Source organism: Myxococcus sp. AB056, from assembly GCF_006547365.1.
In the GTDB taxonomy this organism is placed as follows: Bacteria; Myxococcota; Myxococcia; order Myxococcales; family Myxococcaceae; genus Myxococcus; species Myxococcus virescens.
Map to the genome: position 1 here is coordinate 1 of NZ_VHLB01000103.1, position 22,715 is coordinate 22,715.

20 protein-coding genes are annotated in these 22,715 nt (G+C 69.7%); 8 read left to right on the forward strand and 12 right to left on the reverse strand.

Translation table 11 applies throughout. The features are described from left to right. Together FMP39_RS31465 and FMP39_RS31470 are read right to left on the reverse strand one after the other, a co-directional pair. A partial coding sequence (locus FMP39_RS31465; RefSeq protein ID WP_141593767.1) for a DUF4388 domain-containing protein occupies positions 1-1,846 on the reverse strand: 1,846 nt, incomplete at its 3' end. A gap of 99 nt (positions 1,847-1,945) precedes the next feature. Beyond that, on the reverse strand, positions 1,946-2,758 hold the full coding sequence (locus tag FMP39_RS31470) for a hypothetical protein (RefSeq protein ID WP_141593768.1): 813 nt from the start codon (positions 2,756-2,758) through the stop codon (positions 1,946-1,948). A 136-nt stretch (positions 2,759-2,894) separates the two neighbouring features. Here FMP39_RS31470 and FMP39_RS31475 point away from each other — a divergent pair, with 136 nt between their 5' ends. Beyond that, positions 2,895-3,671, forward strand: a complete 777-nt coding sequence (locus FMP39_RS31475; RefSeq protein WP_141593769.1) for a TSUP family transporter — start codon at positions 2,895-2,897, stop codon at positions 3,669-3,671. An 18-nt stretch (positions 3,672-3,689) separates the two neighbouring features. Here the strand turns inward: FMP39_RS31475 and FMP39_RS31480 are convergent, their stop codons facing one another. From FMP39_RS31480 to FMP39_RS31505, 6 genes are all read right to left on the reverse strand, one after another. Further along, a complete protein-coding gene (locus tag FMP39_RS31480) occupies positions 3,690-4,205 on the reverse strand; it encodes a YfbM family protein (protein ID WP_141593770.1) in 516 nt (171 codons plus the stop codon). Positions 4,206-4,209: 4 nt separating this feature from the next. Continuing rightward, a complete protein-coding gene (locus FMP39_RS38610) occupies positions 4,210-4,719 on the reverse strand; it encodes a biotin/lipoyl-containing protein (protein ID WP_141593771.1) in 510 nt (169 codons plus the stop codon). A gap of 22 nt (positions 4,720-4,741) precedes the next feature. Next, complete coding sequence (gene accC, locus FMP39_RS31490) at positions 4,742-6,259, reverse strand: acetyl-CoA carboxylase biotin carboxylase subunit (RefSeq protein WP_141593772.1); 1,518 nt, start codon at positions 6,257-6,259, stop codon at positions 4,742-4,744. 38 nt (positions 6,260-6,297) lie between these two features. Next, on the reverse strand, positions 6,298-6,912 hold the full coding sequence (locus tag FMP39_RS31495) for a hypothetical protein (protein ID WP_090484982.1): 615 nt from the start codon (positions 6,910-6,912) through the stop codon (positions 6,298-6,300). A 118-nt stretch (positions 6,913-7,030) separates the two neighbouring features. After that, on the reverse strand, positions 7,031-8,602 hold the full coding sequence (locus tag FMP39_RS31500) for an acyl-CoA carboxylase subunit beta (protein ID WP_141593773.1): 1,572 nt from the start codon (positions 8,600-8,602) through the stop codon (positions 7,031-7,033). A 9-nt stretch (positions 8,603-8,611) separates the two neighbouring features. Continuing rightward, positions 8,612-9,337: a Coq4 family protein gene (locus tag FMP39_RS31505; RefSeq protein WP_228558501.1), complete on the reverse strand. Its 726-nt coding sequence runs from the start codon at positions 9,335-9,337 to the stop codon at positions 8,612-8,614. Between the two features lie 212 nt (positions 9,338-9,549). Between FMP39_RS31505 and FMP39_RS31510 the strand changes: the two genes are divergently transcribed. Then, complete coding sequence (locus FMP39_RS31510; RefSeq protein WP_141593774.1) at positions 9,550-10,707, forward strand: site-2 protease family protein; 1,158 nt, start codon at positions 9,550-9,552, stop codon at positions 10,705-10,707. 6 nt (positions 10,708-10,713) lie between these two features. On the opposite strand, the gene FMP39_RS31515 is transcribed toward FMP39_RS31510, so the two are convergent. Continuing rightward, the gene (locus tag FMP39_RS31515) at positions 10,714-10,998 is read right to left on the reverse strand and encodes a WD40 repeat domain-containing protein (RefSeq protein ID WP_228558502.1); all 285 of its coding nucleotides are present in this window, start codon (positions 10,996-10,998) and stop codon (positions 10,714-10,716) included. A 481-nt stretch (positions 10,999-11,479) separates the two neighbouring features. Between FMP39_RS31515 and FMP39_RS31520 the strand changes: the two genes are divergently transcribed. Both FMP39_RS31520 and FMP39_RS31525 read left to right on the forward strand, forming a co-directional pair. Then, positions 11,480-11,878: a hypothetical protein gene (locus FMP39_RS31520; protein ID WP_141255381.1), complete on the forward strand. Its 399-nt coding sequence runs from the start codon at positions 11,480-11,482 to the stop codon at positions 11,876-11,878. Positions 11,879-11,882: 4 nt separating this feature from the next. After that, positions 11,883-12,251, forward strand: coding sequence for a DUSAM domain-containing protein (locus tag FMP39_RS31525; RefSeq protein WP_141593775.1), 369 nt, complete (start codon positions 11,883-11,885; stop codon positions 12,249-12,251). A 120-nt stretch (positions 12,252-12,371) separates the two neighbouring features. On the opposite strand, the gene FMP39_RS31530 is transcribed toward FMP39_RS31525, so the two are convergent. The 3 genes from FMP39_RS31530 to FMP39_RS31540 form a co-directional block, all read right to left on the reverse strand. Continuing rightward, positions 12,372-14,342, reverse strand: coding sequence for a rhomboid family intramembrane serine protease (locus tag FMP39_RS31530; RefSeq protein WP_228558503.1), 1,971 nt, complete (start codon positions 14,340-14,342; stop codon positions 12,372-12,374). Positions 14,343-14,438: 96 nt separating this feature from the next. Beyond that, the gene (locus FMP39_RS31535; RefSeq protein WP_141593785.1) at positions 14,439-15,914 is read right to left on the reverse strand and encodes a hypothetical protein; all 1,476 of its coding nucleotides are present in this window, start codon (positions 15,912-15,914) and stop codon (positions 14,439-14,441) included. A 78-nt stretch (positions 15,915-15,992) separates the two neighbouring features. After that, complete coding sequence (locus FMP39_RS31540; protein WP_228558504.1) at positions 15,993-16,403, reverse strand: hypothetical protein; 411 nt, start codon at positions 16,401-16,403, stop codon at positions 15,993-15,995. Positions 16,404-16,644: 241 nt separating this feature from the next. On the opposite strand from FMP39_RS31540, the gene FMP39_RS31545 reads away from it, so the two are divergent. The 4 genes from FMP39_RS31545 (at position 16,645) to FMP39_RS31560 (ending at position 22,713) form a co-directional block, all read left to right on the forward strand. Then, positions 16,645-19,740, forward strand: coding sequence for an aminotransferase class I/II-fold pyridoxal phosphate-dependent enzyme (locus FMP39_RS31545; RefSeq protein WP_141593778.1), 3,096 nt, complete (start codon positions 16,645-16,647; stop codon positions 19,738-19,740). A 132-nt stretch (positions 19,741-19,872) separates the two neighbouring features. Continuing rightward, complete coding sequence (locus FMP39_RS31550) at positions 19,873-20,667, forward strand: ABC transporter ATP-binding protein (protein ID WP_141593779.1); 795 nt, start codon at positions 19,873-19,875, stop codon at positions 20,665-20,667. 145 nt (positions 20,668-20,812) lie between these two features. Then, positions 20,813-21,808, forward strand: a complete 996-nt coding sequence (locus tag FMP39_RS31555) for a class I SAM-dependent methyltransferase (RefSeq protein WP_141593780.1) — start codon at positions 20,813-20,815, stop codon at positions 21,806-21,808. Between the two features lie 95 nt (positions 21,809-21,903). Next, positions 21,904-22,713 carry a hypothetical protein gene (locus tag FMP39_RS31560; RefSeq protein WP_141593781.1) on the forward strand — a complete coding sequence of 270 codons (810 nt, stop codon included), beginning with the start codon at positions 21,904-21,906 and terminating at the stop codon, positions 22,711-22,713. Positions 22,714-22,715 lie beyond the last annotated feature (2 nt).

Below are 22,715 nucleotides of genomic sequence, written 5' to 3' on the forward strand. Positions count from 1 at the left end.
GGCGTGTGGCGGTGGCACCGGGGCCTGCCATGGGGGCCGTGCCTGCCGGGCGTGTGGCTGTCGCACCGGGACCGGTGACGGGCGGGCGCGCGGCGGTGGCACCTGGACCAGCGATGGGCGGGGGCGCTCCGGGGCTGGCGGCTGGGACCGTGCCCGCGGGGCGCGTGGCACCGGGACCTGCCGCGGGCGTCGAGCCTGCCATGGGGCGTTGGGGCGCGGCGCCGGCGGCTTGCGCCACCCCGCCGGGCTGCGGACCTCCCGTAACGTTCGGAGCGGCTCCAGCGGGGCGCTGTTGCGCGGCGGCGTTCGGGGCCGCAGCGTGTGCGGCACCCGTGGAGGGCTGGGCACCTCCGGCACCGGGCGCTCGTGGGCCCACATCCTGCGCCGTCCTGGCCTGTCCGGCGAACGACACCGAGTCCAGCTCCTTGAGCAGGAACGCGAGCCGCAGCAGGTGGTCCGCGTCCTGCGCGAAGTCCGTCAGCAACTGCGCAACCGAGCGCACGCCGTCGATGACCGTGAGCGCGCGGACCTCGTGCGGCGTGAGGCGCAGCTCGCTCGCGGCCACGACACCACCGGACTTCATGATGGGAAGCTGGATCACCGGGGTCAGCCGGCGCTTGAGGTCCGCGGAGGGAATCCGGCGAACCGTGTCACTCAGCACGGCCCAGCGGTGGCCCAGCGGCATCGCCTTGTGCGAGGACAGGTCCTTCAGCTCGAAGGTGAACGTCCCGGTCTCAGCCCGCAGGCCCCTGGAGAGAATGCCGCCCGCGCGCTGCGCCAGGATGGCGAAGGCGGTGGCTGGCTGGAGCAGTCCCAGACCGAAGAGCGCGGTGAGCAGGTCTCCGCCAAAGCGCTCCAGTGCGGGCTCGGCCTGGCGAAGCTGCTCGGGCGTGAGCAGCCGCGCCGCGACCAGTGACGGCCCGAGCGCCTCCTCGGGATGGGACGAGTCGACGAACTCCGGGTTGCCCTTGCGGAAGTGAATCTGGACGACGCGGTCCGCCAGCGTCAGCGACAGCAGCCCCGTCTGCTCCCGCGCGGCGATGCGGCCATAGAGGCGGATGGGGGAGAACTGCTCGAGTTGGCCGAGGGCCGGAATCTCTGGGGCGGCGTCATCGCCCTCCACCGCGGGCACCGCCACGGGGGCGGCGTCCGCCCCCGTGGCGGTGCCCGCGGTGGAGGGCGATGACGCCGGGGCCGGGCTCGCGGGGGGGGCGCTCGGCGGACGCGCGGCTCCCGCCACGGGCGGAGGTGGCACCGCTCCGGGAGGACGGGCCTGCTGGGCGGGCGCCACGGGACGCCGCGAGGGGTCCACAGTGGCTCGAGCACCGGGACCCGCCATGGGGGCCGCGCCAGGGCCTGCCATGGGGACCGCGCCAGGGCCTACCATAGGGACCGCGCCGGGACCCGCCATGGGGACCGCGCCAGGACCCGCCATGGGCCGGACACCGGGACCCGCGATGGGCGCCGCGCCAGGGCGGACACCAGGGCCCGCGATGGACGCACTGGGGCCCGCACTCGGCACGACACCGGGGCCTGCCGCGGGCCGGACACCTGGCCCCGCCATGACGGGCGCTCCGGGGGCCACGCCCATGGGAGCGCCCGGTGCGGCCTGTTCCGCGGCGGAGACGGGCGGGGCGCCCGGGCCCCACAGCTCGCGGGGAACGACCTCGCGCGCTTCCGGGAAGCGCCAGGGAAAGGCGAAGTTGAGCCCGTCCTCGGACATCTGGAGCCGGCCCTGGATGGAGCCGCTTTCGATGAGCAGTTCAATGGTCGGCAGGGTGAGGGGCCCCCACATGGTGCCCCTGTCGTTGCGGACCCAGTACTGCCGGACCTCACCCTCCGCCATGCGCGGCCTTGCTCCTTCGTCCTGCGAGAAAAGCGAACCCTACCGCTGTCCTCCGTCGCATCAAAGCAGAGCGCCGGGGCGCGAGCCCCTTACTTCGACTCAGGGCGCCGCGCCATCCAGTGCCGCCAGCCCGAGCGCTGCCAGACACGCCGCGTCCGCTTTCTGTTCAGCGGGCGGGTCGAAGCAGTGCACCTCGCTGTCGAAGACCTTGCACAGCCCGTTCGGGGTGGACGCACAGGCCGACTTCGAGAAGGCGGTGGTGCAGTTGTACCCACACACCGGGCCCGCCTCGGTGTTCTTGCACTGCGGCGCGGGCAGCTCGCGCTTCCAGGCGCACAGGGCGGCGGGGGAGGGGTCGAAGCAGGTGATGCGGCCACTGGCCAGCTTGCACACGCCCGCGGGCGTCCGAGCGCAGCGCACTCCCTCCGAGGCGTTGATGCAGCCATAGCCACACGTCAGCTCCATGGCGTTGCTGTGGCACTGAGCCGTGGGCGTGTCCTTGCCATAGACGGCGAACACCACGGCGGGCGGGTCGAAGCACTCCACCTCGCCGCCCCGGCCCCGGCAGACGCCCGCGGGGGACTGCGCGCACTTCACCCGGCCGGGCTGCGTCGCGCAGTTGTAGCCACACGCCACCACCCCGTCGATGCTCTGACACTCCGGCTTCGGCAGCGCCGCGCCATAGGCCTTCTGCACGTAGGCCGGCGGGTCGAAGCAGACCGCCTGCCCGTCAATCACCTGGCAGTGGCCCTGCGGTGTCTGCGCGCAGCGCACCCGCTGTCCGTCCGACTTGCACCCATAGCCGCAGGACACCTTGCCGTCGATGGCGCGGCACGTCGGCGCGGAAGGGTCCTGCGGAGTCGGAACCGAGCCCAGGGTGAGCGCCAGCACGGTGAGGAAGGAAGCGAGCACGGGGACCTCGGCGGGGGGGAGTGGAGTCGTCCCGGCATTGACGCCCAAGGCGCGTGATGACGCAAGAAGCGGGCGGTCATGGGCGGCGGGCCGGGCCCGTGGTACCCAGGCGCCGCCCGCGAGGAGGTTCACCCCAGTGGACGTGGACGTCAGTGCGCTGCACCTCATCCTGCTGTGCGTGGCCGCGCTGATTGCCGGCATGGTGGATGCCATCGCGGGAGGCGGCGGGCTCATCTCCCTCCCCGCGCTGCTGGCCGCGGGCCTTCCGCCCCACGTGGCGCTGGGCACCAACAAGGGACAGTCCGTCTTCGGCTCGTTCGCCGCGCTGGTGCGCTTCTCCCGCGCGGGGCTGGTGGATGGGAACCTGGCGCGAGTGACGTTCCCCTTCGGCCTGGGTGGGGCCTTCGGGGGCGCGGCGCTGGTGCTGCTGGTGAAGCCGGAAGTCCTCAAGCCGCTGGTGCTGGTGCTGCTCATCGCGGTGGCGGTGTTCCTCGCCTTCCGCAAGCCGCCGCGTCCGGGAGACATGCCGGAGCCCGGGCCGCCCGCGCGCGCCCGGGCCATTGGCGCGCTCATCGCGCTGGTCATCGGCACCTACGACGGCTTCTTCGGACCGGGGACGGGGACGTTCCTCATCGTGGCCTTCTCGTCCCTGCTGGGACACGGCCTGGCGCGCGCGTCCGCGGACGCGAAGGTGGTGAACTTCGCCTCCAACCTCGCCTCCGTCGCGTTGTTCGCCTTCAAGGGCGTGGTGCTCTGGAAGGTGGCGCTGCCCATGGCCGGCGCCCAGTTCGCGGGCGCCTACCTGGGCGCGCACCTGGCCGTGAAGGGCGGCGACAAACTGGTGCGCAAGGTGGTGCTGGGCATGGTGCTGGCCCTGGTGCTCAAGCTGGGGCACGACGTGGTGACGGCCTGAGAAGCCGTCACCCCGCCATCAGCCGATGTGCACCAGCAGCGCCTCCCGGCGCTTCGCCACGGCGGCCATGAACTTCTGGAGCTCCTCGAAGTAGGAGAGCAGCTCCTCCAGCAAATCCACCTCGGACTCGGGCTCGTCCCATGTCCCGGGGTAGATGTCCTGGGCCTGCATGGTGGGCGCGTCGTAGCGCGCGCGCAGCGTCTTCTGCGTCACCTGTTGCAGCGCCGTGGCCAGGGCCTGCACCTGGGCCGGCGTGAAGACGCGCGCGGTGCCTTCCTCGGAAGGGATGTCGCCCACGTCCTCTCCGCCACGCACCAGGAAGTCCAGCGGCGCGCTGCCTTCCCACGGCGTTCCGGTCAGCAGGTACTGGAGGCCATGCCACGCCTCGCCGATGTCCAGCTCCAGGAACGCCGAGCCCTTCGGGTCACCGAAGTCCTCGTCATCGTCGACGAAGTCCTCCAGCCGTTCGGGGGCCTGGAGCAGGGCAACGCGCTGGGCCTCGGTGGCGCTGCGCAGGGTGCAGAGCATCTCCATGGAGCTATTCCACCACCACCAGCTTGGCGTTGTTCTCCACGGCGGTGCCTTCCTTGGCGAACAGCTCCGTCACCTTGCCCGCCTTGGGGCTCTTGAGCTCGTTCTCCATCTTCATGGCTTCCACCACCACGAGGCCCTGGCCCTCCTTCACCTCGTCGCCCACCTTCACCAGCACCTTCACCACCTTGCCCGGCATGGGCGCGGTGACCAGTTGCTTGCCCTCGACGGAGAAGGCCGCGTTGGCCGCGCGCAGCCGGAGCCGGCGCTCATCCGCCACGTCGATGCGGTTCACCTGGCCGCGCAGGAGCACGCCAAGCTCGTCGCCGTTCTCCTCGAACTCGACGTTGTACGACTGGCCGTCCACCAGCATGGACAGCGTGCCGTGCTCCAGCGCCAGCGCGTCCACCTGGTACGTGGTGCCGCCCACGGTGATTTTGAACTGGTCGTTCCCCAGGGGCTCCAGGTCCACCGGGACCGCTTCCTTCTGGCCCTGCTGCTTCGTGAAGTAACGCATGGGAGTCCTTCCGAGCTGGGGGTTAGCGGCGCGTGCGCAGCGCCAGCTTCCACGGGGAGACGCCGCCGTTGCCACCGCCCTGGCCGCCACTGGCGGCAGGCAGGGTCTTCGCGCGCTTCTGGTCCTTCTGGTACGTGTGCACCACGCTGGCCAGCAGCGCCATCTCGCTCAGCTTCGGGTCCTCCGCGCCCAGCAGTGCCTCGTGCTGGCGGGTGAGGAAGCTGGTGTCGTAGTCGCCCTCGATGAACTCGGGGTGCGCCAGAATCGCCTTCAGGTAGCGGATGTTGGTGGTGATGCCCTTCACCACGTACTCGGACAGCGCGCGCTGCGTGCGGGCGATGGCCTCGCGCCGCGTGGGGGCCCACACGGACAGCTTGGAAATCATCGGGTCGTAGACGTTGGGCACCGTGTACCCGGGGAACACGCCCGAATCGTCACGCACGTTCGGTCCACCCGGCACGCGCAGGTACGTAATCTTGCCCGGGCTGGGCATGAAGTTGCGGCTCGGGTCCTCCGCGTACACGCGGACTTCAATCGAGTGACCGCGCGGCGTGGGGGCCTCGGTGAGGCCGAGCTTCTCGCCCTCGGCGGCCCGAATCTGCATGGCCACCAGGTCCAGGCCCGTCACCCACTCCGTCACCGGGTGCTCCACCTGGAGGCGGGTGTTCATCTCCAGGAAGTAGAAGTTGCGGTGCACGTCCACCAGGAACTCCACGGTCCCGGCGCCCACGTAGTTGACGGCCTTGGCCGCCTTCACCGCGACCTCGCCCATCTTCGCGCGCAGCTCCGGCGTGAGGATGGGGCTGGGCGTCTCCTCCACCACCTTCTGGTGCCGGCGCTGCGCCGAGCACTCACGCTCATTCAGGTGGATGGTGTTGCCGTACTGGTCCGCGAAGACCTGGATCTCCACGTGGTGTGGCTTCTCCAGGTACTTCTCGATGTAGACGGCGTCGTTGCCGAAGGCGTTGAGGGCCTCGCTCTTGGCGGCGCGCCACGAGGACTCGAAGTCCTCCATGCGCTCCACCTTGCGCATGCCCTTGCCACCGCCGCCGCCCGCGGCCTTGAGCATGACGGGGAAGCCAATCTTCTCCACGTAGGCGCGCGCTTCCTCCACGGAGGGGATGGGTTCGGTGGTGCCGGGCACCACGGGCACGCCCGCCTTGATCATGTTCGCGCGGGCACGCGTCTTCTCGCCCATGGAGTCCATGGCGGAGGCGGGCGGCCCGATGAACGTCAGGCCTTCGGCCTCACAGGCGCGGACGAAGGCGGCGTTTTCGGAGAGGAAGCCGTAGCCGGGGTGGATGGCATCCGCGCCTGCCTGCTTCGCGGCGTCGAGGATGCGCTGCTGCACCAGGTAGCTCTCACGCGAAGGCGGGGGCCCCACGAAGATGGCCTGGTCGGCCGTGCGCACATGCAGAGCGGAGCGGTCCGCCTCCGAGTACACCGCCACCGTGGCGATGCCGAGTTCCTTGCACGTGCGCATCACCCGGATGGCGATCTCGCCGCGATTGGCGACGAGCACTTTGCGGATCTTGGGCATGGGGCCCGTCTAGCACGGGGCGACCCTGTTTGCCGCCTCTACTTCCGGGTGTTCAGGTACTGCTCCATGTAAGCGCGAGCCTGTGTCAGCTTGGCCTCCACGAAGCGGTCGTCCTCGTCCGGCTCCGGCGGAGCGGGCGGACCCGACCGTCCAGGTTCGTTGCCGAAGTCGACCGCCGCAGCCAACAGGTTGCGTGCCGCGTTTCCGCCGCCGAAGAGGCGGGCCAGCATGCCCGTCTCCACGTCCAGCCAGCGCGCCGCCTGCCGGATGACGTCCAGAACCTCACCTTCCACGGCCTTGGACGGGCGGCCCGGGCCGCTGATGCAGGAGCGCGCGTAGCTGTGCTCGCGGTCCACGAAGAGGCCCAGCGCCCGGTCCCGGAAATCCTGCGCCAGGGCCTGACTCATGGCGTCGAGCTGCTCCTCCAGGAAGGGCTGCTCGGACTTGCGCGCCTTGCGGCCCGGGGCGGGCGGGAGCTCCAGCTCGACGGCGTGCCAGCCCGCATCGGCCAGCCCCTCTGGCGGAGGCTCCACCCACTTCACCTCGGGCGTGGCCAGGTCCACCGCTTCGCAGACGCGCTTGAGCGTCTGGCGCAGGGCGGTGAGGTTTCCTTCGACGTCGGAGAGAAAGAGGATGAGGCGACGGTGGGGCAAAATGAGATTCCTTTCCTGGCCCCTGTAAGCCCGTTCGTCACCCCCAAATTTCCCCCTTCGCGCGCGCCTGCCTGCCCTGCTGGCGACAGAGGGCGGGCAGGCGAGGGCTGAAAGAAACCTAGAGCGGGATGTTGCCGTGCTTGCGGGGGAGGTTCTCCTGGCGCTTGTCCTTCAGCAGCTCCAGGGCGCGGATGAGCTTCGCGCGCGTCTCCTCCGGACGGATGATTTCGTCGATGTAGCCCAGCTCGGCCGCCTTGAACGGGGTGGCGAACTTGTCGCGGTAGTCCGCCGTCAGCCGGGCCCGCTCGGCGGCGGCGTCCGGGGCCTTGGCCAGCTCGTTGCGGAAGATGATGTTGACCGCGCCCTCGGGGCCCATGACGGCGATTTCCGCGGTGGGCCAGGCGAAGTTCATGTCCGCGCGGATGTGCTTGGACGCCATGACGTCATAGGCGCCGCCGTAGGCCTTGCGGGTGATGACGGTGACCTTGGGGACGGTGGCCTCGGCGTAGGCGTACAGCAGCTTGGCGCCGTGGGTGATGATGCCGCCCCACTCCTGGTCGGTGCCGGGGAGGAAGCCGGGCACGTCCACCAGCGTGACGAGCGGGATGTTGAAGCAGTCGCAGAAGCGCACGAAGCGCACGAAGCGCGCGGCCTTGATGCTGGCGTCGATGTCCAGCACGCCGGCGAGCACCGCGGGCTGGTTGGCGACGACGCCCACGCTGCGCCCGTTCATGCGCGCGAAGCCGATGACGATGTTCTTCGCGAAGTGCTCCTGCACCTCGAAGAAGTGCTTGTCGTCGACGATGGCCTTGATGACTTCCTTGATGTCGTAGGGCTTGTTGGGGTTGCTCGGGACAATCGTCTTGAGCGACTCCTCGGCCCGGAACGCGTCGTCCTCACACGGCTGGACGGGCGCCTCTTCCTGGTTGTTGGAGGGCAGGAAGGAGAGCAGCTCGCGCGTCATCACGATGGCGGCCTGCTCGTTCTCCGCCGCGAAGTGGGCCACGCCGGACTTCTGGTTGTGCGTGACGGCGCCGCCCAGCGCCTCCTTCGACACCTCCTCGTGCGTCACCGTCTTGATGACGTCCGGGCCGGTGATGAACATGTACGAGGTGTCCTTCACCATCATGATGAAGTCGGTGATGGCGGGCGAGTACACCGCGCCGCCCGCGCACGGGCCCATGATGAGCGAAATCTGGGGCACCACGCCGGAGGCCAGCGTGTTGCGCACGAAGATGTCCGCGTAGCCGGCCAGGCTCTCCACGCCTTCCTGGATGCGCGCGCCGCCCGAGTCATTCAGGCCGATGACGGGCGCGCCCACGCGGGTGGCCAGGTCCATGATCTTGCAGATCTTCTGCGCGTAGGCGCCCGACAGCGAGCCGCCGAAGACGGTGAAGTCCTGGGCGAAGACGAAGACCTTGCGGCCTTCCACCGTGCCGTAGCCGGTGACGACACCGTCGCCCGGAATCTTCTTGTCGCCCATGCCGAACTCGTTCGAGCGGTGGGTGACGAACTTGTCCAGCTCACAGAAGGAGCCGGGGTCAAGGAGCAGGTCGATGCGCTCGCGGGCGGTGAGCTTGCCGGACTCGTGCTGCTTGGCGATGCGGTCGGCACCGCCACCCAGCTCGGCTTGCTTCTCCATCTTCTCGAGACGTGCGCGGAGGGGGTCCTTCTCGGGAGTCTGGTCCATGGGGCGCGTCTAGCATGATTGGGGCGGGGACGCGCTGCCTGGATTCCTGACTTCCATGGCCGGACGCATGGGGTCGTCAAGCACTGCATCCACCGCCGCCAGGTCCAGGCCGTAGCGCTGGCGGACCTCCACCAGGGGCGACTCCCACATCTGACACCAGGGTGCCCCGAAGAGCGGCCGGGCCCGTTGTCCCAGCAGCCAGCCCCGGACGATGGCGCGCATGCGCTCCTCGCGCTGGGAGAACGCATAGAGGAGGGTGTTCGTCAGGCCGCCCGCGAGGATGCCCAGCGCGAAGGGGCTGCCCACCTGGGCCAGGCTGAAGGCCTGGATGCCCAGCTCGCCCGCCACGGTCGTCGGAAAGCCGGTGAGGACGTGCCAGACGTCATGGGATTCGAGCAGGTGCGCTCGCACGTACTCCTCGTCGGTCCGCGCCTCCAGGTAGGGCAGTGCGTCAGGGTTCACCTGGTTCGCCTCCAGGTGGCCGACGAAGGCCCGTCCCAGCGTGTGTTCGGGCAGGGCGCGCAGCGCGGCCAGGTGGAGCAGGCCCATGCGCGGGCGCTCGATGAAGGCCTGGGCCGCGGAGGCGTGGCTCATCAGCCGCTCCACCAGCCGCCGCATCGCCACGGGGGGCGCGAGCACGGGGGCCAGACCCAGGACGTCCTGGAGTTTCTCCGGGTCGCGGAGGGCCCGTGCCATCCGCCATGCCGTCCACGCATACGCGACAGGATTCCACATGGTGCCTCCAAGGCGAGGGGACGCTGGGGCCGCTCCGTCCAGCGTATGTGGGAGGTGCAAGGGCGGGGCGGGGTGGCCGCGGCCGTGCTCGCGGGCGGACATCTCGAAGGCCGAGGAGCGGACACTCAGGGGGCGGGCAGCCGGCCGGGCCGCATCCTGGTCCGTGCGCGCCGGGTGGAGGGGACGGAGGTTGAAGCCATAGGAGGGCCGCCATGCGCGCCGCGCGAGGTTCCTTTCAAATCGGCTCGTTCCGCGGCATTCCCGTCCGCGTCCACTTCTCGCTGTTGCTGGTCCTTCCGCTGCTTGCGTTTCTATTCGGCGGCGCCTTCCAGCGTGCGGCGGAGGTGGCCGAAGTCCCCCCGGAGCGACTCAGCGGCTCGCCCGCGCTGTGGGGGCTGGTGGTGGCGTTGGGCTTGTTCGCGTCCGTGTTCATTCACGAACTGGCGCACACCGTGTACGCGCTGCGCCGCGGCGGGACGGTGCGCTCGATTACGTTGATGATGGTGGGCGGTGTGTCGGAGTTGACGGAGGCGCCGCCGCGTCCCCGGGACGAAGCGCTGATGGCCGCGGTGGGGCCGCTGACGAGCATCCTGCTGGCGATGCTGCTCGGCGGCGCGACGTGGCTGCTTCAGGAGGTGCGCTCGTTCAACCTCCAGTTCGCGTTCTTCTACATGGCCAGCCTGAACCTGTTCCTGGGTGTGTTCAATCTGCTGCCCGCGTTCCCCATGGATGGGGGGCGCATCGTCCGCGCGTCGCTGGCGGGACGGCTGGGGATGGTGCGCGCGACGCAAGTGGCGTCCTGGCTGGGACGTGGGTTCGCGGTGTTGTTCGGTGTGTGGGCGGTGCTGTCGCTCAACCCGTTCCTGGTCGTCATCGCGTTCTTCATCTTCATGGGCGCGCAGGCGGAGGCGCAGCAGGTGCGGATGAAGATGACGCTGGAGCGTGTGCCAGTGGCCGACTTGATGACGCCGCGCCGGGTGGGCGTGGACGCGGGGGCGTCGCTGGAGCAGGCGCTGTGGGACCTGCGGCGTGCGCGGTTGTTGCTGCTGCCGGTGACGGAGGACGAAAGGCCGGTGGGGCAGGTGTCGCTGGAGACGGTGCGGGCCGTGCCGGATTCGGAGCGGATGACGCGCACCGCGCGCGAGGTGATGGTGCCCGCCGTGGTGGTGCGGCTGGATGAGGATGGGTGGACGGCGCTGCGGCGCATGGCCGAGGAGGAGATGCCCCAACTCGTCGTAGTGGAGGCGGATGGGGTGCTGGCGGGGACGCTCGACGTGAATGATGTGCAGCGCGGAATGACGCTGTATCAGGCGCGCGAGGAGCGCAGTGGTCAGCAGGAGCGGCGGTGGCGGCAGGAGCGGCCGGCGTGACGGGACTCAGTCCGTCACGGACCACAGGCCCACGGTGCCGTCACCCGGGCCCCAGGCGATAAAGCGGCCGTTCGGTGAGAAGGTGGTGTCGCTCGTCTGGAGTTCATGGTCGTTGGCGTGCCGGAACAGCAGCTCTCCGGTTGGATGCGGTGGATGGACACCGATGCCGCCGCAACCTTCGCGCGAGGCCGCGAGCAAGATGCCATCCGGGTTGAATGACAGGTCGCGGGGGCGGCAGAAGCCCTGGACCACCTCCGCGATGCGGCACGTGTCGAGGTCTACCCGCGGCAATTCATGACCGTGGGCTTGGCTTGGGTGGAGTCATGCTGCCACGCGAACGTCGGACGGTGCAGCGCCGGTCTCGTACGTTCCGGCGAGGGCCCAGAGGCGCTGGCACTCAGCCTACGTGCGCAGGGGGCGAGCGTGATGTCGATGGCGGCATCCCAGCGCTTGGGGATCACTGAGGAGCGGTCACCCGGCACAGTGAGTCTCTGCTTGTGTTGCCTACCTGGTGCGTTGCATATGGGATGCGCAGGGCGGTAACCAGGCCACTTTCAGCCCAGGCGGACGCCCGGTGCTGCCATCGCGGGCTCGCGCCTCGGCGATGTGCCGCTCGATAGCGGACGTGTTCCGCAGGGAGGAGGAGCAGCGGGTTCGGGTGATTGCCGTGGGCGAGCCCGGAGGCTGGCTGCGTGAAAGGAGGGTTGTCCATGCATGAGGCATGTGTAAACTGCTATTCATGGAAAACGCGCCATCCTTGCATTGTTGTGCGATGTGGGGCCCGCTGGCAGCCATTGTTCTCTCGGCGCTGGGGTGTGGCGGGAGCGCTCATTCCACCGCGGCCCGTCAGCCCGTGTACCTGGCCCAGGCGCAGTGCGGCCCCATGGATTCGACGGTGAGTTGCTGCGTGAAGACGCACCCGGCCACGCCTGAGCGCTGCGGGCTGACGGCCTCGGAGGCGAGCAAGTACCTGGTTCCGATGAAGGCCGTCGAGTCCGCGTCCGAGGCCAGCGAAGAAGCCATCCCCGGGTGGAAGCAGGTGTGCATCGACGCCTACGCCCAGTGCCAGGAGCAGGCCTGGTCAGGCTCTTGTTACGACTGCTTCCGGTATTGCGAAGGGCAACACGAATGGCCCGTGGATAAGTGCCGCCGTCGCAAGGGAGGCGAGTGAGTCCATGGCCGAGTCGATTGATTGGGACCCGGTGCGTGAACTGGCGCGTCGCGTGGAGGCCGGTGAGGCGCTGTCGCTGACGGCCGAGGTGCGCGCCTTGCTCCTCCGCTCGGCGCGAGAGGTGGGCATTCCCGAAGAGGATGCACATGCCGCCGTCGCGGGCGTTGCCACGGCGACGGCGCTTCTTCACGAGACTCGCCGCCGCATTCGTGAGGGCTCGCAACGGCTCATGCGAGCGCTGACGGGGGCCCGCCGCCTTCGGGAGGCGGGCGATGTCGCTGGCGCGCGCGCGCTACTGGAAGACGTGCTCGCGGTGGAGCAGGTGCCCCTCTATCGCGAGCAGGCCGAGTTGGCCCTGGAAGACATGGAGTGAGTTGCCTGTCACATTCGGACAGGCTCTCAGTCGCGCTGAAGGAGCTGATTCTTCACGGGCGCCATGCCTGGCCTCGAAGCCCGTCAACAAGGAGTCGTGGGTGGGACCCCTCCGCCGCGCTCAGGCCGCTGCCGCGCTCCCGCCGTAGTAGTGCTGGCTCAGCTCCGCCTCGCTGTTGAAGCGCGGGTACTGCCCCTGCTTCAGTGAAGAAGCGTCCGGAAGCGCGTTGGCGTTGGTGCGCTCCAGCATGTCCGCCAGGAATCGCGCATAGGCCTCACGCGGCGCCACACCCGGATAGAAGTGGTTCAGTCCGAGCCCCGCGACGTTCACCCGCAGCACCCGCGGTCCCTCGTTGGCGCTCCCCCAGGAGAGCACCAGGTCGGTGAGCACCGTCTGTCGCGGCGGCGTCCCCGGTGGCCCGGCGACGGGCAGCATGCCCACGGCAATCGCCAGCACCTCCGTCATGGCCATCGTCCGGCGCTGGCCATTGGCGGCCTCCACGGTGAGGGCCATGTCCGTCATGCCCACGATGCGGCAGGGGAAAACGCGCGGCGGCGCGGGTGGTGCATCCACGGTGGGCGTTGGCGCAGCGTCCCGCTTCTTCCACGCGTTCTCTTCCAGCACCCTCGTGATTTCGGCGTCCAGCTCCCGGACCCGGTCACCCGCCGACGCGGCTTCTCCCGTCAGCAGCGGCTTGGCGCGCGCGAGGTAGCCTGCTGCCCGCTCGAGGTCCTTGTAGTGCGCCATTCGCAGCTCTGTGGCGCGGATGAGCGCGCGCACCGCGATGATGCCCGCGCCTCCGCCCGCCACGCTGTACAGGGCTTCCGTCGTCTCCAACGAGGCCGGCGGCGCGTCTTCCGTGTCCAGCGCCTGCGCCAGCTTCCACGCGGAGGCGGGCCGCAGCGCGTCGATGGGCAGCAACGAGACCAATGGCTCCATCGCGAACCACAGTGCGTCCGTGGAGGCGCGGCCCGCGAGCGTATGGAGCGCCCGCTCCACCCGCGCCGTGCCGGCCTGCGTCCTGCCGTCCTCCAGGTCCATGCGGCCCAGCGACAGCAACGCGTCGGTGTGGTCCGGCTGGGTCTTCAGCAAGCGCTGGAAGCCCGCGCGTGCGGCCGTGCGGTCTCCCTTGTCGAGCGCCTCCTGGGCCTCCGCCAGCCGCGGGTCGGCCACCCAGCCGCCCTGCTTCGCGGCGAGCGCGGGCGCCACCACCCGTTCCTCCAATTGCGTGACGCGCAGCAGCGACGCACCCGCGAAGCCGAAGACGAAACCGCCGATGTGGGCCATCACCGCGACGCCCGTGTTGTTGCCCAGGAGGTAGTAGTTCAGCACCTCGTTGCCGAACCACAGGCCGCCCCAGACCCAACCGGGAACGGGGAAGGTGCCGCGGAAGATTTTCAGCAGCCAGACGAAGTAGCCGATGCGGACCCGTCGCTGGGCGAAGCGTAGACAGAATGCGCCCATGCACGCGGCCACGGCGCCGGAGGCACCCACCATCACCGACTCTGATGAGGGGTCGATGGCATAGTGGGCCACGCCCGCCACCAGCCCGCCCACGACGTAGAACCCCGCGAACAATGGCCGGCCCCAGGCATCCTCGAGCAGCAGGCTGGTCACGTAGAAAAACAGCAGGTTCCCCAGCAGGTGCATCCACCCCAAGTGGAGGAACATGTACGTGAGCCAGCCGGGTTGGGCGAGTCCCCGCGCGGGCACCAGGGAGAAGCGCGAGAGCAGGCTCGAGTCGTGCTGGGCGATGAGCTCCTCGCAGCGCTCATTCAGTCCCTGCTGCCGGTTCGTCACGCTCTCCGCTCCGTCGGATTCCGCGACGCGTTGGTGCATGTTGCGCACCAGCCTCCGGCCCGAATCGGACAGCAGCCGCTCCGCGCACGCGGGAGGGAACTCCAGGTCCGGGTGCTCGAGTGACTGCTCCAGCAGGGAGCGCAGCTCGTTCTCACCCACGCCTAGGGGGTTGGACGGAACGACCCAGGAGATGAAGAAGGCCACGATACAGATGGCCGCGATGGTGATGGATACCCGAGGCAGACGCTCCAGCTCGGTGTTGTCCACCCCCAGGGGCAGGAACAGCATCATGGCGTGGTTTCCCCCTCGTGCCTTGAGGGACCGACATATCACGACGGAGGCTCGCAACGGCGCGCCACTCCGTCCCGCCGCTTCAGATTCGAGCGACTACTGCGGAGGCAGCGGCCAGGTCAGGGACACGCGGTGGGCGCCACCAGGAGCGGCGTCCATCCACCCGGTGATGCGCTCGCTGCGCGCCAGCAGCGGCCCCAGTTCGGAGCTGGCCGCGAAGAGGGCCGCGAGCAACTCATCCGCCAGGATGTCCGTCAGGGAGATTTGCGCCAGACCTCGCGCCACTCGCTTGGGGTCCAACGCGAAGTCCACCGGGTGCTCCGTCTTCGTGCCTGTCTCCGTCAGCGCCGCCAGCGTGGCCTGGGTCACCGACTCGTCGTTGCCCAGGACGAGCTGCTTGCCCTTGAGGCGCACGAACACGTTGCCGCCCTTGAGCGGGAGCTTCCAGCCGTCCTCCAGCACCAGCACGTCCGGGAGCTTGCCCAGCGGGGCCAGCGCGGCCTTCACCGCCGCCACGTCCTTCACCTCGGCGGCAACGGCCTGGCGCACCGCGAAGAAGCGCGTCGACATCGCGCGCAGGGAGCCGCGCACCTGGACGTGGTCCATGTTCACCAACATGTGGCCCGTGAGCTGCTTCGTCACGGCCTTCGCCATGGACACCATCTGCTCCTTCGGACACGTGGGGCACAGGACCTGGAGCGTGGAGCGCATCGTGTCCACCGTCTGGAACACCCCCATGGGAGAGATGGACGCCCGCGAGGAGAGCAGTCCCTCTGAATTCATGGCCGCGTAAGGGCTGGTGCCTCGCGCCTGGAAGACCGGCAGCTGCAACTTCGTCGTCACGCCATCCACCTGCAGCGCGTTGGCCGTTCCGTCCAGGCCCACCACCGTGTTGCCCGACACGATGAATGCCACGCCCGGTACCTTGCCCAGCCGGGCATCTCGCGCGGGCGCCTTGCCCACCAGCCGGACGGACTCCTTGAGCAGGTCCGCGCCGCCGCGCTCGATGGCGCCGAAGGCGCAGACCTCCTTGCCCTTCATCGCGTAGCCCATGCTGCCGCCCATGTCGCGGTCGACATGCACCGTCGTCACCCCTCCACGCGTGGTGGGCTTCGCTTCGGCGCCGCCCGCGGCGGTGATGGCTTCGGCGGCCTTCGCCTGGAACACCTTGGCGTCGGCCACCCGCATGCAGGACACGCGTCCGTCATTGCGCATGGACACGGTGGCCGGACCGGCCGGATCCAGGCCCAGCTCGGACAGGGACTGGGGCCGCGTGGGGTCGACGGCGAGGAATGGGTGCAGCTCCGTTCGCCACGCTGAGGGACGCAGCAGCGCGGCGTGCTGGCCCGCGCGCTCCAGGAACGCAGCCAGACCCGTCAACGCATCCACCTTCGGCACATGGACGAGCGTCTGCGCCGAAGCGGCGGCACGAGGTGCGGGGGCCGTTGCCAGGGTGGCGACCAGGACGAGCGAGGAGAGCATGTCTCCGTGAGAACAGCCGGGCTCCCACGCTGTCAAGGAGGGACTCGCAGGGGCTCTGGCCCTCACCGTGGCCCAGGCGCCGCGCCGCACGCCGCCCCAGCGTGCGACCACCGGCGAGTCACGCCACGATACCGGGCCGCTGTCCGTGCCTGCTGTGCCGCCTCCGGCCTACAGACGGCCGGCGTTGGCCCACTCAATCATCCGCTCCGCCAGGTCCTCGGCGTCGCGGCGCAGATGCACCAGCTGGAGCACGTGGTCATCCGTGCACGCCAGCGCCATGCGCAGCACGAGCGAGTCGGCGAAGCGCAGCACCTGCGCGATGCTGATGCAGTCGCGGTCCTCGCTGGTTCCCGCGAAGCGCGCCGCGTCCGCGTCCATCGTCAGACCTTCCGCCAGCAGCGCCTGCACCAGCGCGGCACGCGCCACCGGGTGCTCGTATTCCGCCGCGTCGCGTAACTGGCGGCGCCACGGCTGCGACTCCCAACGCACCAGCGACGCGTCCTTGGCGCGCTTCACCGGCTGCGTGCGCTTCTTCCAGAATCCCCCACCAAGCACCGGCCTCGAGACGTTCATCTCCATCACTGCCCCCTCTCCACTACGGGGTCCATCCACAGGCATGAGCGACATGGATGCTGCTCCGTCGGTACCGCGCGTGCTGCTTCCGAGCCCACCCGGCGCGGCGGCGGCGGGCCTCGTTGCTGCTGCCCTTTATTACGGCGAGTCGGCATTTCCTTGACTCACCCCAGGGCGCCAAAGGGTTTCATCCGGGCGCCATCGCAGCGTTGACAGGGGGCGGGGGGCTCGGGACAGTCCTCGCGCCATGCCGACCTACCCCTCCACACCCCGTGAGGCGTTTCACCTGCTGCGCGCACTGTCCGAGGACCTGTCCCATGCGGACAGGCGTCCGCGCGCGCTGGCCGAGCTCCGCGAGCTGGCGGAGCTGTCTCGCCACCAACCCGAATCGGCGCCACTGCGGCTGGTGACGGTGACGGTGGCGGTGGGCGCTTCGCAGGAGCGGTTGGAGTTGTTCCTGCTGCCGTCCATCTTCGCTCCGGAGGCGTGGGCCTACACCTTCCTGGAGGGCCTGCTGAGCGTCCCGCTGGATGAGTACGCGGGAAAGCGGCTGGTGGAAGTCGGCGCGGGCTCGGGATGGATTTGCATCGCGCTGGCGAAGTTCACCCGGCTGGCGCACGTGCATGGCGCGGACCTCAATCCGCATTCGCCCGTGGTGGCGCGCTGCAACGCGTGGCTCAACGGAGACGAGTCGCTGGCGTCGCGCCTGTCCTTCGGGGAGAGCGACCTGTTGCGCGGGATACCTTCGGATGCCCCATGGGACTTCGTGGTGGGCTGCATTCCGCAGGTCCTCCGGGGCGAGGAGGATTTGCCATCCGAGCTGTCCCAGGCCGACGAGCAGGCGCTCTACGACTTGTCCAACTACTGCACGCTGCAGAACGTCTACGAGGACCACTTCGGGCTCGGGCTCATCGCGCGATTGCTGGACGAAGCGCCGGAGCGACTGTCGCCTACCGGACGGCTGCTGCTCAACCTCGCGGGCAGGCCAGGGCGCGTCATCATCGAGCGGATGTTCACCCGCCGCGGCTTCGACACGCACGTGCGGGTGGCCCGCCGGGTGATGCAGGCGGCGGACACGGACATCCGCCCTTTGGTGGCGCTGGAGCAGCGAACCGGCCGCGAGTTCGAGTTCTTCATGGAAGCGCGCAGCCCGGAGCCGCTGCGGGCGGCCACCGCGCTGGGCTGGCTCCAGGCTGGGAATCCGGTGTGGCACGAGGTGGCGGTGTGGGAGGCGCGGCTGGCGCTGCCTCGCGAGACGCTGGCGCTGCGGGCCGCGCTGCGCGAGCTGGGCGCTTCTGCGTTGCAGGAGGAGCTGGACCTGGGCGCCGCGTCGGCGGAGCAACTGGGCTTCGTCGCCGACCTGGCGGCGCGACTGGCGCGGGGCCCGCTGATGCCCTACGCGCACGAGGCGGGCGACGCGTCCTTCCGCCGGCAGGTGGTGCGCTACCTGGACCGGTACTTCGGGCTGCGGCTGACGGAAGAGGAGGTCTTCGTCGCGCCCGAGCGCGAGCAGGCGGTGTACTCGCTGCTGATGGCAACCTGCGACGCGGGCGACGAGGTGCTGGTGTCGCGCAACCTCCATCCGCTCTACGCCCGTGCGCTGGAGAAGGCGGGGGTGCGCGCCACGGTGACACACACGTCGCTGGCGGAGATTCGCCGGTTGTTGTCCGCGTTCGACGTGAAGATGGTGCTGCTCACGGTGGAGAAGGGGGAGCGCACCAACCTGTCCGTGCTGCGCGACATCGTCGCGGAGGCGGCGCGCCGGGGCATCTGGGTGGTGCTGGACGAAAGCGCCTTCTTCAACATCACCGGCGGAGTGGAGCCGCACACGCTCTTCGAGTTCCTGGCCCGTGAGGCCCACGCCCCCAACCTGGTGGTGCTCTATGGGCTCATCAAGAACGCGGTGTGGCCGGACCTGGAGCTGACGCTGCTCATGCCGGTGCCGCAGCCGCTGCGGGGAGACTTGGAAGCCGCGGCGGAGGTCACGTACTCGCGCATCAGCACCCTGGCGCAAGCGTTCTACGAGCGCACCTTCGCTGACCTGCTGTCGTTCCGCATCTCCTTCGCGGAGCCGGAAGCGCCCGCGCCGCGCAGGCCTCCGGTGGTGACGCTGCCCCGCTCGCGACGGATGGCGCGGCTGATGACCTTCCCCGCATTCGCGCCCAAGGTGTTCCGCGAGGACGACGCGGAGCTGGTGCGTCTGGATTACGGAGAGAACGAAGGGCCGCTGCCGCCTCCCTTGGTGGAGGGCCTCATCGCCGCGGGTGTCGCGCCGCGCGAGCCCGCACCGCAGACAGGACTGGCAGAAGCAGTGTCGGCCTTCCTGCTGGAGTCGCGCGCGGTGCGCTACGCGCCGGATGAGCTGGCGGTGGCGCCGGGCGTGTGGCCGCTCATCCACCACCTGGGCGTGGCGCTGCGCCAGCGGCTGGGACGCACGCCGCGCGTCTATGTGTCGACGCCGTGCTACGGCGTGTTGCCGCCCACCTTCGTCTCCGCAGGGTGTGACGTGGAGCAGGGGCCACTGTCGGGGCTGTTGGCCCGGCGAGGGCAGGGCGGTGGTGTGCCGGATGCCATCGTCGTGTCGCAGCCGTCGAACCCCTCCGGTGTCTACCTGGCCCGCGAGGAGCTGGTGGCCCTGGCCACCTATGTGGTGGAGCAGCGCTGTCTGCTGGTCTCGGACGAAATCTTCGGACTGGTGAACCTCACCAGCCCCACTGCGGAGACGGTTCCCAGCCCCGTGACGCTGGAAGGCGCGGTGCCCGGCATCGGCGCCCGCACGGTGCTGCTGGGAGGACTGTCCAAGGAGTTCGCGGCCGGTGGGCTCCGCGTGGGATGGCTCGCGACGAAGGACCGGGCGCTGGCCGCGGCGGTGCGTGACATCGGCCCTGGGGTGCTCCACCTGATGACGGCGCGCGCTGCGGCGTACCTGTATGCGGCATATGCCCGCAGTCCGGATGGCCAGTTGCTGTACCCCGCACGGCACCGCACCCTGCGGTCCTTCCTGGTGAAGATGCGGCGGGAGCTGGCGGAGAAGCGCGAGCTGCTGGCCGGCGCGCTGCCAGGGGATGGGCGCTCGGACGCGGGGGACGCGGGCGGACTCTTCTTGTCGCCTCGGATGACGGCATGGCTGGGGCAGGAGGTCGACGGGGTGCGGCTGACGCCGGAGAACCTTCCTCGCGTGGTGTACGAGCACACGCACGTCGTCCTGAATGGCGGCCCGTGGTGTGGGGATTCGGAGCGGGCGCGGGCCGTGTTCTCGATTCCACGGGACGCGCTGCTCCGGGCGCGTGAGCAGCTCTTGCGCTTCGGCGCGAAGCTGCGCGGCGGGCCGTCCGAGTCCTGAGGCGCGGGCCCCGCACGGACACTGTCCGGGGCCCATCGCTTGCCTCCGACTACAAGGCGGGTCGCGAGCAGATGGGGGCGGCCGTCACAATTCCGCCTCCGGGCAGCGGCGCCGGGACTTGGGGGGCGTGGGATGGCCGAGCCGGCGCAGCGCAATGCCATCGAGATGATGAACGTCCACAAGTCCTTCGGCGCCCAGCACGTGCTGCGGGGCGTGGACCTGGTGGTGCCCACGGGCACCACGTGCGTGCTGCTGGGCGTGTCGGGCTCCGGGAAGACGGTGCTGATGAAGCACCTGGACGGCCTGCTGCGTCCAGACCGCGGCACGGTGCGCGTGGACGGCGAGGAGCTGGCCTGGCTGGACGCCGCAGGGCTCGAGCGCGTGCGCCGCAAGATGGGCATCCTCTTCCAGGGCGGCGCCCTCTTCGACTCGCTCACCGTCGAGGACAACGTCGCCTTCCCACTGCGCGAGCGGCTCCATCTGGTGGAGAGCGAGGTACGTGAGCGCGTGCAGCGCGTGCTGGCGCTGGTGGGCCTGGAGGACGCGGCGAAGCAGCGCCCGGGCGAACTCTCCGGCGGCATGCTCAAACGCGCCGCCTTTGCTCGCGCCGTGGTGCTGGAACCGAAAATCCTTCTCTACGACGACCCCACCGCGGGGTTGGATCCGCTGAGGACCCAGTCCGTGGTGGACGTCATCCTCACCGGCAAGCACCGGCTCCATGCCTCGGCGCTCGTCATCACCCCGGACGTGGCCACCGCCTTCCGGGTGGGTGACAGCCTGGCGCTGCTCCATGAGGGACGCATCATCGAACACGCCCCGCCCGAAGCCTTCCGCCAGTCCCAACACCCCGCGGTCCAGGCCTTCCTCCATGACTGGCTGTTGCGCCGCGCGCGCGCTTCCGGGCACACGTCACCGCTGCTGCATTGAGCGCGAGGCTGTTCACCGGGGGACACTGATCCCGTCCCCTCGCTGGATGGCGCTGAACCTGTAAGTCAAGCATGCTCAGAAATCCCGGTGCGTTGTCGCACCGGGAGGCCCGTCCGAAGGACCCACGCATCCGGGGGGATGCCACATGCCCAATCTGCTCGACATGCCTCGCCAGGCATTGATGGACCTGCGTTCACGGCTCAGCCATTCGACGCTCGTGTCCCAGCTACCGCGCAACGTCGTGCCGGACAGTCTGTCCCTGTCCAGTCCGGCGCCTCAGGATTTCGCGCTCGCGGACCCGGAGCGGGTGGAGGGATGGCGGAGAGCCTGCGAACGGTATGTGCGGCCCGGGCAGGTCGTCATGGATGCATGCACCGGAACGGGCCTGCGGACCTTCCTGGCGGCCAGCCGTCAGCCGAAGAAGCTGTACGCGGTGGATGGCTCGCGGCTGCTGGACACGGCGCAGTGGGTGGCGCGCCGCAACGGGCTGGAGAACATCGACTTCGTGCGCGCGCAGCCCTGGCAGTACCAGATGCCGGAGAAGGTGGACGTCCTGCTGCATGAGTTGCTGGGCGACGCCCTCTTCGACGCGGGGCTGGTCCCTCGCATCCTGGACCTGCGCAACCGGGCGTTGAAGCCCGGAGGCCGCATCCTGCCCAACCGCTTCGAGGTCTTCGTGGAGCCGGTGCAGCTGCGGGACGAGGCGTGCATCCCCTTCATCTGGAGCCAGCGCTTCCCCAGCGTGGACTACAGCTGCCTGCAGACGCTGCGCGAGGCGATGAACCCGTCCTACTTCACGCGCGTCATCCGCTCCTACGAGGTGGACCACCTGTTGTGCGACCCGGAGCCCGCCTTCGCCTTCGACCTGGAGACAATGGTGGCCGACGGCCTGCCGCACCGCGTGCGCTTCTCCCGGCCCGTGGTGGACGAGGGGCGCGTGGACGGCTTCTGCCTCTTCTACAAGGTGGCCTTCGACGCGGAGCTGTCCTTCAACGTGTCGCCGCTGCGAGGGCAGAACTACGCGGGGATGATGCTCTTGCGCGTGGACTCGCGGGAGTTCGAGCGCTTCGAAACGCTGTCCTTCGAGCTGGACATGGTGGAGCACGCCGACGTGCGCACCTGGCGCTGGCAGTTCACCTGAGAGCAGAGTCCCCACCCGCAGTGCTGGCGGGTGGACAGCTCCCGCGGCGGGGAGGGTCCGCGTGAGCAGAGGGCGTGGCTAGCTTGCGTGGAGGCATGTCCTCTTCTCGACTCCTCTCCGTCCTGTTCCTGGCGCTGGGCGCCGCGCTTCCAGCCGCGGCCCAGACGTCCTCGCCGCAGCGTCCGCGCACGGTGGCCGGCGTGTGCGGCGCCACCAACTGGGCCTGCGTGGCCGAGTGCATCGACGCCGAGTGCGTCGACACCTGCATGCGTCAGGACTGTGAGCAGGCGCTGGAGCGGCTCAAGGCGTGTACCCAGAAGGCGGGCTGCGCGCCGAACGATACCGAATGCGGGCCGAAGGCCTGCCTGCCCATCTGCCAGCGCTCCTTTGAGCCCGCCCCGCCCAGCCCCGAGAAGGAAGTCCCGGCGCCGTGCGAGGGCGTGACGGCACCCGGGGCGGCGCCTCCCAAGGCGTTGGTGGGGACCTGGACGCTGGTGGCCGCCAGTCTGCCGGAAGACGAAACCGTGCGGGAGGAGCGCATCGAGGCCAAGCCTCGTTCGGACTACGCGCGCTCGTTGCAGGTGACGCCGTCGGGCTGCTTCGTGCTGCGCACCTCGCTGGAGGCCGCGACGCTGGGGCAGGGCAACTCGCTGGTGGTCCGCGCCTGGGGCACGCTGGACGTGTCGGGCAAGGACCGGGTGCGGCTGCGCACGCGCGACGGCCAGGCGGTGGGCCCGGTGTGCGGCGACAAGCGGGTGATTCCCCTGACGGGACCGAAGCTCAAGTTTCGGGGGAACGCCTATGTCTGGGACCTGGAGAAAGGCGTCCTGACGTTGATGGTGGACGACGAGACGAAGCAGACCTTCCAGTTCGAACGTGCGACCCCGGAGAGCGGAAAGAAGTAGAA